The organism is Saccharothrix lopnurensis (assembly GCF_042658445.1).
GTDB lineage: Bacteria > Actinomycetota > Actinomycetes > Mycobacteriales > Pseudonocardiaceae > Actinosynnema > Actinosynnema lopnurensis.
In genome coordinates this window covers 1-13,165 of the sequence record NZ_JBHSQO010000030.1, presented here as the reverse complement: position 1 = coordinate 13,165, position 13,165 = coordinate 1, and the positions used below count along the sequence as shown (strand labels likewise).

10 protein-coding genes and 1 pseudogene are annotated in these 13,165 nt (G+C 74.2%); 3 read left to right on the top strand and 8 right to left on the bottom strand.

The window, feature by feature from the left end; all coding sequences use genetic code 11:
* Positions 1-38 precede the first annotated feature (38 nt).
* Complete coding sequence (locus ACFP3R_RS24920) at positions 39-2,297, top strand: glycoside hydrolase family 3 C-terminal domain-containing protein (protein WP_380638830.1); 2,259 nt, start codon at positions 39-41, stop codon at positions 2,295-2,297.
* Positions 2,298-2,396: 99 nt separating this feature from the next.
* On the opposite strand, the gene ACFP3R_RS24915 is transcribed toward ACFP3R_RS24920, so the two are convergent.
* Positions 2,397-2,924, bottom strand: coding sequence for a CGNR zinc finger domain-containing protein (locus tag ACFP3R_RS24915; protein WP_380638828.1), 528 nt, complete (start codon positions 2,922-2,924; stop codon positions 2,397-2,399).
* 39 nt (positions 2,925-2,963) lie between these two features.
* Here ACFP3R_RS24915 and ACFP3R_RS24910 point away from each other — a divergent pair, with 39 nt between their 5' ends.
* Entirely contained in the window at positions 2,964-3,899 is a 936-nt protein-coding gene (locus tag ACFP3R_RS24910) for an EamA family transporter (RefSeq protein WP_380638826.1), read from the top strand.
* A gap of 9 nt (positions 3,900-3,908) precedes the next feature.
* On the opposite strand, the gene ACFP3R_RS24905 is transcribed toward ACFP3R_RS24910, so the two are convergent.
* Positions 3,909-4,730, bottom strand: coding sequence for a hypothetical protein (locus tag ACFP3R_RS24905; protein WP_380638824.1), 822 nt, complete (start codon positions 4,728-4,730; stop codon positions 3,909-3,911).
* Positions 4,731-5,046: 316 nt separating this feature from the next.
* Here ACFP3R_RS24905 and mgrA point away from each other — a divergent pair, with 316 nt between their 5' ends.
* The gene (mgrA, locus tag ACFP3R_RS24900; RefSeq protein WP_380638822.1) at positions 5,047-6,027 is read left to right on the top strand and encodes an L-glyceraldehyde 3-phosphate reductase; all 981 of its coding nucleotides are present in this window, start codon (positions 5,047-5,049) and stop codon (positions 6,025-6,027) included.
* A 133-nt stretch (positions 6,028-6,160) separates the two neighbouring features.
* Here mgrA and rho read toward each other — a convergent pair.
* The 6 genes and pseudogenes from rho to ACFP3R_RS24870 all read right to left on the bottom strand — a co-directional run.
* Positions 6,161-7,237 (bottom strand): annotated as a pseudogene (gene rho / locus ACFP3R_RS24895) (transcription termination factor Rho); the annotation flags it as partial.
* A gap of 308 nt (positions 7,238-7,545) precedes the next feature.
* Positions 7,546-10,110 carry a CHAT domain-containing protein gene (locus tag ACFP3R_RS24890; RefSeq protein WP_380638818.1) on the bottom strand — a complete coding sequence of 855 codons (2,565 nt, stop codon included), beginning with the start codon at positions 10,108-10,110 and terminating at the stop codon, positions 7,546-7,548.
* 153 nt (positions 10,111-10,263) lie between these two features.
* Positions 10,264-10,452 carry a hypothetical protein gene (locus ACFP3R_RS24885; protein ID WP_380638816.1) on the bottom strand — a complete coding sequence of 63 codons (189 nt, stop codon included), beginning with the start codon at positions 10,450-10,452 and terminating at the stop codon, positions 10,264-10,266.
* A 374-nt stretch (positions 10,453-10,826) separates the two neighbouring features.
* Positions 10,827-11,084, bottom strand: a complete 258-nt coding sequence (locus ACFP3R_RS24880; protein ID WP_380638814.1) for a hypothetical protein — start codon at positions 11,082-11,084, stop codon at positions 10,827-10,829.
* 179 nt (positions 11,085-11,263) lie between these two features.
* Positions 11,264-12,427: a trans-sulfuration enzyme family protein gene (locus tag ACFP3R_RS24875; RefSeq protein WP_380638812.1), complete on the bottom strand. Its 1,164-nt coding sequence runs from the start codon at positions 12,425-12,427 to the stop codon at positions 11,264-11,266.
* Between the two features lie 258 nt (positions 12,428-12,685).
* The coding region (locus ACFP3R_RS24870; protein WP_380638811.1) for a cellulose binding domain-containing protein at positions 12,686-13,165 on the bottom strand (480 nt) is incomplete at its 5' end.

Here is a 13,165-nt window from a genome sequence, read left to right as displayed (position 1 = left end):
CCGCGCGGGTCGCACGGGCGCGTGGTAGTCGTTGGAAGGTGAACGACAGCGCCCCCTCGGCCCCGCTCGACGACGTCCCGGCCCTGCTCGCCGCGCTGACCCGCGAGGAGAAGGTGGACCTGCTCGACGGGTCCGACTTCTGGCGCACGCGGGCCGTGCCGAGGTTGGGCGTCGGGCGGGTCGTGCTGTCGGACGGGCCGCACGGCCTGCGCAGCCAACCCGAGGACGCCGACCACCTCGGGCTGCTCGGCGCGACCCCGTCGGTGGCCTACCCGGTCGCGGCGGCCACCGCCTGCTCGTGGGACGTCGACCTGCTGCGGCGCCTCGGTGAGGCGCTGGGGGCGGAGGCGCGGGCGCTGGGCGTCTCGGTCGTGCTCGGGCCGGGCGTGAACATGAAGCGGTCGCCGCTGTGCGGGCGGAACTTCGAGTACCTCTCCGAGGACCCGCTGCTGGCGGGCGAGCTGGGCGCGGCCCTGGTGCACGGGGTGCAGAGCCGGGGTGTCGGCACCTCGGTGAAGCACTTCGCGGCCAACAACCAGGAGACCGCGCGCATGTCGGTGTCCGCGGAGGTGGACGAGCGGACGCTGCGCGAGATCTACCTGCCCGCGTTCGAGCGCGTGGTGACCGGGGCCCGCCCCTGGACGGTCATGTGCGCCTACAACCGGGTGAACGGCGAGTTCGCCTCCCAACACCGCTGGCTGCTCACCGAGGTGCTGCGCGACGAGTGGGGCTTCGACGGCGTGGTGGTCTCCGACTGGGGCGCCGTCTACGACCGGGACGAGGCCCTGGCCGCCGGGCTCGACCTGGAGATGCCGTCGTCGGGCGGGGTCGGCCGGGACGCGGTGCTGGCCGCCCTCGACGCCGGGACGCTCGACGAGGCCGACGTGGACCGCGCCGCGGCGCGCGTCCTGGAGCTGGTCGCCAAGGCGCGACCCGCCCTCGGCCCGGGGCAGTCCTACGACGAGGAGGCGCACCACGCGCTGGCGCGCGAGGCCGCGGCGGCGTCCGCGGTGCTGCTGAAGAACGACGGCGTGCTGCCGCTCGACCCGGCCGGTGACGTGCCGCTCGCGGTGATCGGGGAGTTCGCCCGCACGCCGCGCTTCCAGGGCGGCGGCTCGTCCAAGGTCACGCCCACCCGCGTGGAGGACGCCCTGACCGCGCTCCGGGCCCGCGCCGGGCGCGGGGTCCGGTTCGCCCCGGGCTTCACCCCGGACGGCTCCGGTGACGCCGCCGCCCTGCTGGACGAGGCGGTGGCGACCGCCCGGGGCGCGGTCGCCGTGGTCTTCCTCGGCCTGCCGGACGAGTGGGAGTCCGAGGGCTACGACCGCACCCACCTGGGCCTGCCGCCGGAGCAGGTCGCCGTGCTGGAGGCGGTGGCGGGCGCCGCCGAGCGGGTCGTGGTGGTGCTGTCGAACGGCGGGGTGGTGGAGGTCGCGGCCTGGCAGCACCACGCCGACGCCCTGCTGGAGGTGTGGCTGCCGGGCCAGGCGGGCGGCGGCGCGGTCGCGGACCTGCTGCTGGGCGCGGTGAACCCGTCCGGCAAGCTCGCGGAGACCGTCCCTGTCGCCCTGGCGGACAACCCGACCGTGGGCAACTTCCCCGGCGAGCACGACGTGGTCCGCTACGGCGAGGGCCTGCTCATCGGCTACCGCTGGTACGACGCGCACGCGCTCCCGGTGGCCTACCCGTTCGGCCACGGCCTGTCCTACACCTCGTTCGACTACCGCGACCTGGAGGTGGAGGCGGAGGGGAACACCGCGCGGGTGTCGCTGACCGTCACCAACACCGGCGAGCGCCGCGGCGCGGAGGTCGTCCAGCTGTACGTGGCGGACCCGGAGTCCTCGGTGTTCCGGCCGGAGCGGGAGCTGAAGGCGTTCGCGAAGGTCGACCTCGCGCCGGGGGAGTCGGCCCGCGTGGACCTGGCGCTGGACTCCCGGGCCTTCGCCTGCTGGCACACCGCGTTGCGCCGCTGGGTCGTCGAGCCCGGCGCCTTCGCGGTCGAGGTGGGCGCGTCGTCCCGCGACCTCCGCCTGCGCGCGGTGCTGGAGCTGCCCGGTGAGGCGGTGGTCCCGCCGCTGTCCGCCGACTCGACCGCCGAGCAGTGGTTGGCCCACCCGTGGGCGGCGGGGCGGTTGCGCGAGGTCGTCGCCGGTACGGGCACCGACGCCATGCTCACCGACCCGGAGGCGGGTCGGATGGTGCGGGCCATCCCGCTGCGCCGGCTGGCCCGGTTCCCCGGCTCGCCGCTGGACGAGCGCTGGCTGGAGGAGACCGCGGCAGCCGCGAACTCCCGCTGAGCGGGCGCTCCCGCCGGCCGGCGACTTCCGGGAGCGGCACCTCCCGCCGGCCGGCGAACTCCCGCCGACCTGCGCTCGCGACAGCGCCGGCCCCGAGCCCTACCTCCTCCTGGCCCGGTAGGCGGCCACCGCGATCCGGTTCCCGCACGTCGTGCTGCAGTAGCGGCGCGAGCGGTTGCGCGACAGGTCGAGCACGAGGCCGTCGCACGCCTCGTCCGCGCACACCGACAACCTGCTCATCTCGTCCGACCGGATCACGTCGATCATCGCCATGGCGGTCTCGGCGGCGATCCGGTCGGCCAGCGGCGTGTCCGGGTGCACCACGTGGATGTGGTAGTCGAGCCCGTCGTGCCGGACCAGCCTCGGCACCGCCCGGTGCGCGGCCAGCACCTCGTTGACCAGGTCGACCGCCGCGTCCCGGTCGCTGGTCAGCAGCCTGCGCAGCAGGGTCCGCAGGTCGCGGACCGCGTCCAGCTCGCGCGCGTCGCCGGCGTGGGACCCGGTGTAGCGGTGCCTGGCGTAGAACGCGTCGAGCCACGGCCCGGTCAACGTGTCCGGCTCCACCGCCGAGTTCACCAGCTCGACCGCCGCGAGGAGGGAGGCGGTCGTGTCATGGGTGAAGACCATGTTGACAGATTACCGCGCCGGTCCATAGCGTCATGCGCCATGGCCACGATGACTCATGACAGCCGGGTGGGCGCACGACTGGGCCCCGGACTCGGCCTGGCGGTGGTGTCCGCCTCGTCGTTCGGCCTGTCCGGACCGCTGGGCCGGGGCCTGATGGAGGCGGGCTGGTCCTCGGCGGCCGCGGTGGCGGTCCGCGTGCTGCTGGCGGCGGTCGTGCTCGTCCCGGCCGCGCTGGTCCAGCTGCGCGGCCGGCGGCACCTGCTGCGCCGCAACGCGCCGGTGGTCGTGGCGTACGGCCTGGTCGCCGTCGCCGGGTGCCAGCTGTCCTACTTCAACGCGGTGGCGCGCATGGACGTCGGCGTGGCGCTGCTGGTCGAGTACACCGCCCCGGTCGCCGTCGTGCTGTGGCTCTGGCTGCGGCACCGGCAGCGCCCCGGCCGGCTGACCGCGCTCGGCGCGCTGCTGGCCGTGCTGGGCCTGCTGCTGGTCCTCGACCTGCTCTCGGGCGCCGCCGCGAACGTCCCCGGCATCCTGTGGGCGCTGGGCGCGATGGTCGGCGCGGCGGTCTACTTCGTCCTGTCGGCGCGGGAAGAGGACGGCCTGCCGGGCACCGCGCTCGCCGCGGGCGGCCTCCTGCTCGGCGGCCTGGTGCTGCTGCTGGCGGGCGCGGTCGGCCTGGTCCCGTTCACCGCGACCACCCGACCGGTGGCCTTCGACGGCTTCACCACGCCCTGGTGGGTGCCGGTGCTGCTGCTCGGCGTGGTGACCGCCGCCCTCGGCTACGTCGCGGGCATCGCGGCGACCCGCCGCCTGGGCGCGCGCCTGGCGTCGTTCGTGGCGCTGACCGAGGTGCTGATGGCCCTGGTCTTCGCCTGGCTGCTGCTCGGCCAGCAGCCGCGCCCCGTGCAGCTGCTCGGCGGCGTGCTCACCCTGCTCGGCGTCGTGGTCGTGCGGCTGGGGGAGCGCCGGTCGTAGGCGCGGCCGTCACCGGACGCCCCGGAACTCCCGGAACAGCTCGGGCAGGTAGACCAGGAGCAGCTCCACGGTGCCGATGACCCCGGAGATCGGGTCGAGCCCGGCGTAGGCGTAGGCGATCTCGGAGCCCTTGTAGGAGGGCGTCGACTCGCGCACGTCGGTGAACCAGTCCAGGAACGGCACCCGCCGCACCGCCAGCTCGGGGTGCGCCAGCACGCCGTAGAAGAGCAGCAGGTCCTGCGCCACCGGCCGGTTGCGCAGCGTCCACCGGTAGAACTCGGAGAACAGGAAGAAGCGGCGCTCCACCGCGGTGGGCCGCAGGCCGTGCACCTCCTCGGCGATCGCGACGCCGTGCTCGGTGGACGCCTGCTCGGCCTCGCTCCACGCCCGGTCGTGGGCGTCGCGGGCGGTCAGCTCGCCGCGGTGCAGCCTGGTCAGGTAGGCGGCCCAGCGCGCCGAGCCGGGGTTGCCGAAGCCGTCCGGGGAGCGGCCGAGGGCGAGGGCGACGCCGCGTTCGATCCCCTCCAGGATGGCCGCGTCCACGTGCGACACCCAGGTGCCGGGCGCGGCCAGGCCGCGGTCCCGGAAGAACGCGATGACGCCCTCGATGTTGCGCCACCGGTCGGGCGCGCCCAGCAGGGCCGCCGGGCCGCGCTGGAGGGCGCGCAGGAACTCCAGCCGCTCGTCCGCGGTCATCCGGTCGAACTCGGCCGCGGTGCAGTCCAGTTCGGCCGCGCACCGGTCGGGCGCCCGCGCCGCCGCCGACGCCGGGGTGGGCGCGACGAGACCGGCGAGGAGCGCGAGGACGACGAGCCACCCGAACCGCTGCACACCGGCAAGGTAACGCCTCGGGGCCGCCGAACGAGCCCGAAACCACTCGACCGGAGGAGCGAGGTCCAGACCAACCGGCCACAGCGCTCCGGGGTGCCGCAGTTCCGGGCCGTCCGGGTGGGCCGAACGGTGGAACGTGCCCGCTCCAGCCCGTCGGCAGCTCCGGCAGCTCCCTCTCCCACGTCGGCCCCTACGACTTCAGGCGAGTCGAATTGAGCTGTCCGGAACTCCACCGGCGGCACCCACCACCTCGGTGGACCATGATTGACCGACCTGACGACGGCGGGCGCCACCGCCGTGATCACGAGGGAGAACCGTGACCTACCTGGCCGCTGAAGCGCGGTACGAAGCCATGCCCTACCGCCGGTCCGGGCGCAGCGGGCTCAAGCTGCCCGCCGTGTCGCTGGGCCTGTGGCACAACTTCGGCCACGACAAGGCCCTGGACGGCCAGCGGGCGATCCTGCGCCGCGCGTTCGACCTGGGCGTGACCCACTTCGACCTGGCCAACAACTACGGTCCGCCGCCCGGCAGCGCCGAGGAGAACTTCGGTCGGATCTTCGCCCGGGACTTCCGGCCGTACCGGGACGAGGTCCTGGTGTCGACCAAGGCGGGTTACCTGATGTGGGAGGGCCCGTACGGGGAGTGGGGGTCGCGCAAGTACCTGGTGGGTTCGCTGGACCGGTCGTTGGAGCGCCTGGGTCTGGACCACGTGGACGTCTTCTACCACCACCGGCCGGACCCGGACACGCCGATCGAGGAGACGATGGGTGCGTTGGACCACGTCGTGCGGTCGGGCAAGGCGCTGTACGTGGGGGTCTCGAACTACTCGGCGGAGCAGACGCGGGAGGCGGCGCGGGTGTTGCGCGAGCTGGGGACGCCGCTGCTGATCCACCAGCCGTCTTACTCGATGGTGAACCGGTGGGTCGAGGACGGGTTGTTGGACGTGCTGGAGGAGGAGGGCGTGGGCAGCATCGCGTTCTCGCCGTTGGCGCAGGGGGTGTTGACGGACCGGTACCTGGGTGGCATCCCGGAGGGGTCGCGGGCGGCGGGGTCGTCGCCGTTCCTGAACGCGGGGAACCTGGACGAGGCGACGTTGGCGCGGGTGCGGGCGTTGGACGGGATCGCGCGGGGGCGTGGTCAGACGTTGGCGCAGATGGCGATCGCGTGGGTGTTGCGGAGCGTGACCTCGGCGTTGGTGGGTGCGTCGAGCGTGGGGCAGTTGGAGGACAACGTGGCGGCGACGGCGAACCTGTCGTTCGACGAGGCGGAGTTGGCGGAGATCGAGCGGCACCTGTGAGTGGTCCGGGCCGTCGGTGGTGCGCCGGCGGCCCGGGTTCGGTGGGGTTGTCGGGCGAAGGCGGCGACGTCGTCCTGGTGGACGGCGGTGCGTCGAGGTCGCGGTGGGCGTTGCGGAAGAGGGGCCGCGGGGGTCATCCGTGGGCGAGTTGGGTGAGGAATTGGGTGTTGGTGCGGGTTTTGCGGAGGCTGTCGAGGAGGACGTCGACGTCGCGGCCGTCGAGGGCCCGGCGCAGTCGGTGGGTGATGGCGAGTTCCCGGGGTGACATGAGGAGTTCGTCGCGGCGGGTGCCGGACCGCTCGACGTCCACGGCGGGGAAGACGCGTCGTTCGGCGAGTTTGCGGTCGAGTTTGAGCTCGGCGTTGCCGGTGGCCTTGTACTCCTCGAAGATGAGGGTGTCGCCGGCGGAGCCGGTGTCGACGAGGGCGGTGGCGAAGATGGTGAGCGATCCGCCGCCTTCGACGTTGCGGGCGGCGCCGAGGAAGCGCTTGGGGGGCAGGAGGGCGCCGGGGTCGACGCCGCCGGAGAGGGTGCGGCCGGAGGTGGGGGCGGCGAGGTTGTAGGCGCGGCCGAGCCGGGTGAGGGAGTCGAGGAGGACGACGACGTCGCGGCCTTGTTCGACCAGTCTTTTGGCGCGTTCGACGGCGAGTTCGGCGATGGCGGTGTGGTCGGCGGGGGAGCGGTCGAAGGTGGAGGCGATCACTTCGCCGGGGGTGGTGCGGCGCAGGTCGGTGACTTCTTCGGGGCGTTCGCCGACGAGGACCACGAGCAGGTGGCATTCGGGGTGGTTGCGGCTGATGCCGTGGGCGATGGCCCGGAGCACGGAGGTCTTGCCGGCTTTGGGTGGTGCGACGACGAGTGCCCGTTGTCCTTTGCCGACGGGCATGACGAGGTCGATGACGCGGGTGGTGAGTTCTTCGGGGGTGGTTTCCAGGCGGAGGCGTTCGGTGGGGTGGACCGGGACGAGGTCGGTGAAGGCGGGGCGCCGGTCGGGGCCGGGTGGGAGGTCGTTGAGCCGGTGGACGTGGGTGAGGCGGGGGTGGCCGCGGCGTGCGGCGGGTGGGGTGGCGGTGCCGGTGACGAGGTCGCCGCGGCGCAGGTCGAACCGTTCGAGGAGCGGTCGTGGTACGAGGACGTCGGCGGGGCCGGGCAGGTAGCCGCGGGTGCGGAGGTGGGCGGTGTCGCCGGTGGTGTCGAGCACGCCGGTGACCGAAGTGGACGGTGTGGTGGTGTCGGGCCGGGACAGGGTCGCGGTCATGGTGGGTGGGTGTCCTTTCGGGACAGAGGTGGTCCGTGCGGGCACGGTCCGGTGTGAAGGCGGTGCGCCACGGGTGGTGGGCTCGCGCCTGGGGATGTTCCGCGGGAGGCATGGCCAACGTCCACGGATTGAGGTCATGGTAGCCCGCTGTGGTGGCGGTGCGCAACGCTGGATCGGGTGAGGTCCGGTGCCGGGGTGTTCGGGTGCGGGGTGTCCGGCGGTGCGGGTGGGTGCGGTGTGGGTGGCGCGGGTGTGGTCGGTCAGCCCCGGCCGCTGCCCAGGCACACGAACGGGCGGCGCATCGGGTCGACCGCGATCGCGTCGGCGAGGGCGACGGCGGGGCGGGCCCCGGCGGCGAGGCGGCGGTGGTAGTCGTCCATGGCGGCGGCGCACGCCTGGTCGCCGACCCGGCTCAGCGGGGCGATGACGGTCTGGGCGCCGCTGGCGAGCAGCGCGCTGGCGAAGCCCAGTGGTTCGTCGCCGGGTCGGATGCGGTTGAGCGCGAGTTCGCAGGCCGCCAGCACCACGTGCCGCGGGGGTTTGGCCAGGCCGGTGATCTCGTGGGCGTAGAGGGGCCCGTCGCTCAGTTCGAGGCGGGAGAACAGGGCGTTCTCGGGTTCGTGGACGCCGTGGGCGGCGAGGTGGGCGATCTCGGCGCCGTCGAGGGCGGAGAGGACCTCCGCGACGGCGGCGCCTCCGCCGGACATGAGGGTGGCGGTGCTGTAGTGCGCGCCCAGTTTGTCGATCTCGCCGACGGCGGCGGGCAGGCCGGGGCCGCGGACCAGGACGGTGCGCTCCTCGGCGCGTTCCCCGGCGTGGCTCTCGGCGCGGTCGGCGGCCAGCCAGGCGGTCGCGGAGGGGGCCACCACGGCGGGGCGGGCGTGCAGCGTGGGCAGCACGCCCCAGGGCACCGCGTACAGGGCCCCGGTCGGCACGACGACGAGTTCGCGGCCGCCGATGAGTTCGGCCAGCGGGCGCACCAGTTGGGCGTCGAGGCGGTCGGCCTGTTTGCGCGCGGACGCGGTCATGACCCGCACGAGGGCGTCGGGGAGGTGGTCGGGTGCCAGGGCGTTGAGGTCGGCGTTGAGCATCCGGGCGCTCTCCGCGGCGGCGTCGGCCGAGCCGAGCCGGACCAGGCGGACGCCGGAGTCGACGACGACGACGGCGACCAGGGAGTCCTCGGAGGAGGCGTAGCTGACCAGGGCGCGGTCGCCGAGTCGCGCCATGACCTCGGCCAGGCCGGCGACCGGGCGGGGCCTGCCCCAGCGGCCGGTGTGCCAGCCGAGGCGGTTGGCCTCGCGCAGGCGTTCGGCGTGGCGGCTGCGCAGGGCGGCGGTGGGGTGGCCGTGGTGCTCGGCCTGGTGGATGGACTGCACGAGGCCGCGGACCTCGGCGATGCGTTCGGCCAGTTCGGGGTCGTCGACGCGGGTGAGCGGTTCGTAGCGGTAGGTCTGGGCGCGGGTCCGCTCCAGCCAGGAGAACAGTTGGCGGGCGTTGCCGCCGTCGAGGACGAGGTGCACGGCCAGTTCGGTCAGTTCCCGGCCGTGCAGCGCGGTGCCGGACAGCAGTTCCAGGCCGCCCATGCGGTTGCGGACGTGGTCGAGGTCGACCAGGCCGGCGCGGATCTCGGTGAGGGCGGCGGCCCGTCCGCCGCGGGCGGCGGCGAGTTCGGCCCGGCACAGGCGGCGCAGCATCCGTTGGTCGATGGGGGTGAGCTTGCCCGGCCGGGGGACGCGTTCGAGGACGCCGGCCGCGGCGTCGACGTCGCCGCGGCGGATCTCCAGGCGGGCGGCGAGCATCCGGGCCTGGGCGGCCTGCTCGGCGAGCCTGGGTGCGGGCAGCCGGTCGGCGAAGGCCAGGACCCGGGTGGGCAGGGAGCGATGGACGCGGCCGGAGCGCAGTGCCCGGACGGTGTCCACGCGCAGGCCGATGAGGGTGGCGTTGGCGACGCAGGTCTCGCAGCCCCACCGGCGCATCCGCCGCCGCGCGGAGGAGGCCATCTCGCGGGCCAGGGCGAGGTCGCCGGTCATGTAGGCGGCGACGGCCCGGTACAGCTCCACGTCGGCCAGGTTCCGGGTGATGCCGCGTTCGGCGCGCAGGGCGGGCAGCGCGCCGTCGAGCTGGCTGCCGGCCTCGTCGACCAGGCCGGCGGCCATCAGCGCCTGTGCCCGGTGCATGTTGAGCAGCACCGGGACGTCGAAGTCCTGTTCGCGGTAGGAGCGCTCGCTGTGCTCGTAGCGCCGCAGGGCCGCCGGCACGTCCCCGATCCGCAGGTCCAGCAGGCCCAGGGCGTGGCTGGCGTCGGCGGCGCGGGACAGCAGCCCGTGCTCGGTGGCGAGGGTGACGGCCCTGGTGAGGACCTGGCGGGCGGGGCCGATCGCGCCCAGCCTGGTGTGCGCGGCGCCCTTGCTCCACAGCGTCTTGACGACGGGTTCGACCAGGGCCGGCACGGGGTCACCGGCCGCGAGCCGCCGTTCGCCGTGCTCCAGCGCGGAGTCGAAGACGAGCAGCGCGTCCTCGAAGAAGCCCGCGTTGAACAGCAGCAGGCCGCGGTTGTGCTCGACGCTGGCCCACAGCTCCGCCCGTTCCAGGGGGTCCACCACGTGTTCGACCAGTTGCCGCACCTGTGCCAGCCCGGCGAGGCCCGCGGTCGGTCCGGTGGCCTCCGCGGTCAGCGCCGCGAGGGTGGACAGCAGCCGGATGCGGGTCACCAGCCACTCGGCGCGGGTGCCCGGGTCGGCGGGGTCGATCGAGTTCGCCAGGGCCGATCCCCGGCGCAGCAGCCGCACCGCCTCGCGATGTCGTCCGGAGCACGACGCGTCCACCCCCCTGCGGTGGAGTTCGCGTGCTTCACGGACGACTCCGGCCTCGTCGTGCGATGCGGTGCCAGGCACCCACCTATGACATCACAAGACAGGAGCGGGCAAAGCCCGCCGACCGGTAGACGGTCGGCGGGCTCCGCCATCACCGTTGACGCGTCAGACGCCGGTCTTCTGGACGCAGCCGCCACCCGTGCACAGGGGCGACATGTCCCCGTCGTCGTGGGTGTGCCCCTCGTCCGGCAGACCCGGCTGTTCCTCCGGGCGCCCGTCCCCCACGGTCGGGACCGTGGTGATGTCGCTCGGGATGCCGTCCCCCAGGAATTCGGTTTCGGTACTCGTGGACATGGCGATCTTCCTCCCCTGATGATCATCCATCTCACCGTGCAAGTGACTCAGCTCACTGCGCTGAGTCAGTTCGCGGGCCCCCTGCCCTCACGAACGGACTAATTCTGGCACAACGGAGTAATGATCGGAGTGCTTTTTCCCGACAACCCGTAGCGAACACCGGTTGACGTGGGAGAACAGGCCGTCGTTCATCCGGTCCGGTACCGCTCGGGCCGCCCTCGACAACGCCCGGGACGACCCGTCCGCGAGCGCCCCGGACCGGCTCGTCCGGACAAAGCGGATACCCGTTCAGCGGTCGCGTGGAATAACGTCCCGCACCGGCAGTCGGGGTCCGCACCACGGCGCCGTGGTGCGGACCGACCGCTTTTCCGGCGCTATCGCACGGGCCGCCGGTCGGCCTCGCCGCACGCGTGGCGCACCGGCGCGCGCGGCCCCGCCCCGGCCGGCTCCCCGCCGCCCGCCACCCCGCTCAGCAGCGCGCCGAACAGGCACAGCCCGGCCACCCACCACGCCCACAGCACCCCGTCGACCACGGCCACCACGGCGTTCGTGGCGCCCGCCAGCAACAACGCCAGCAGCACCCAGCGCATCGCCCGTTCGTCGCGTTCGGCCCTCGTACCCGGTCCCTCCATGCCCTGCCCCCAGTCCTCACCGGCTCTATCGGCCGATCGGACGCGCCGGTTACACAGGGGCACCGGTCGGGTGACGGGAGTGGCGTTCGGCCCAGTGCCGGTTCGTCCCGGGGCCTGGTTGACCCCGCGCCGGTCCACCCGGGGCCTGGTCCCGGGGCCTGGGTGACCCGGGGCCCGGTTCACCCCAGCGCCTGCGCCACGTCCGCCCACAGGTCGTCGGCGTGCTCGATGCCGCACGCGATCCGCACCGTGCCGGGACCGATGCCCGCCGCCGCCAGCGCCCGCTCGTCCAGGTGGCGGTGCGAGGTGGTGGCGGGGTGCATGGCCACCGTCTCGGTGCCGCCCAGCGAGCCCGCGTTGAGCACCAGCCGCAGCCCGCCCAGGAACGCGTGCGCCGCCTCCCGGTCGGCCAGGTCGAACGCCGCCGTGCCGCCGTACCCGTCGAGCAGCGCGGTCGCCCGCGCGTGGCTCGGGTGCGACGGCAGGCCGGGGTGGTGCACGGCGGTCACCGCCGGGTGCTCCGCCAGCAGCGCCGCCAACCGGCCCGCCGTGTCGCACTGCCGGCGCACCCGCAGCGCCAGCGTCTTCACCCCGCGCAGCACCAGCCACGCGCCGAACGGGTCCGCCACCGTGCCGAACCTGACCGCCTGCTCCCACGTCCGCCGGTAGCGGTCGTCGTCGGCGAACACGGCCACCCCGCCCACCACGTCGTGGTGACCGCCCAGGTACTTGGTCGCGGAGTGCACCACCACGTCGGCGCCGTGCTCGATCGGCCGGCACAGCAGCGGGGTGGCGAACGTGTTGTCCACGACCCCCAGCAGCCCCGCCCCCCGCGCCACGCCCAGCAGCCCCGGCAGGTCCGGCACGTGACCCGTCGGGTTGGCGATGGTCTCCAGGACGAGCACCCGCGAGGTCGGCCGCAGCGCGGCGGTCAGCTCCGCCGGGTCGGCGGCGTCGATGTGGGTGACCTCCACGCCCCAGTTCGAGGACAGCTCCCGCAGCACGGAGTAGGTGCCGCCGTAGAGGGCCCTCTGCGCGATGACGTGGTCGCCCCGGCGCAGCGCCCCGAGCAGCACCGAGGACATCGCGCTCGACCCCGAGCCCGTCGCCAGCGCGGCCGCGCCGCCCTCCAGGCCGGTCATGGCGTCCTCCAACGCCCGCACCGTGGGGTTGGCGTAGCCGCTGTAGGAGAAGGCGCCCGTCGGACCGCTCATCGCGTCCGCCACGTCGGCGGGCCCGTCGAAGGCGAAGATCGAGGTCTGGTGGATCGGCACGGCCACGGGCCTGCCGCCCGGGTCGGGCGCGCCGATGCGGACGGTCCTGGTGTCGGGGTGCGTCGTCATGCCGCCCATCCTCGGACGGGGGCGAACCGGACCCGCTACCGGCCCGGACCGCCACCGGTCCGGAACCCGCCGCCGGCCCGGGGCCACCACCGGCCCGGAACCCGCCATCGGTCTGGACCGCCACCGGCCGCCGCGCCTGGCGATGCGGTGGGCGGTGCGGGCGAGGCGCCAGGCAGTGCGGACGAGCCTGCCCCGAGCACCCCTCGGGCCCGGCGCGGAGGCGATCAGCCTCCCCGCCGGGCCCGGGGGAAACGGGAACTACGAGGCGGAGCAGGTGGGCGTCATCCCCGCGCCGCTGCCGGTCGCCTGGAACCCGAACTCGGTCGACTGACCCGCACCGAGGTTGCCGTTGAAGCTGACGTTGGAGAACTGGACCGTGCCGGTGGTGCCGCTGCGGGTGGAGTTCCACGAGTTCGTGACGCTCGCACCGGACGGCAGGGGCATCGACACCGTCCAACCGGTCAGCGGCGACGCCCCCGCCGTGACCCGCACCGTGGCCACGAAACCACCCGTCCACTGGTTCAACGACACCGACGCCGCGCAGGCCCCCACGGGCGGGTTGCCCGTCGTGGTCGTCGTCGTAGTGGTCGTGGTCGTGTCCGTGGTGGTGGTCGTCGTGCCGGTGGTGGTCGTCGTCGTGGTCGGGCCGTCGGTGAGGGTGGGGGTGGTCCAGTCGCGCCACTGGGAGAGGGTGCCGGTGGCCTTGCTGTGCATGGTGATGCCGCCGGTGAAGCTGCC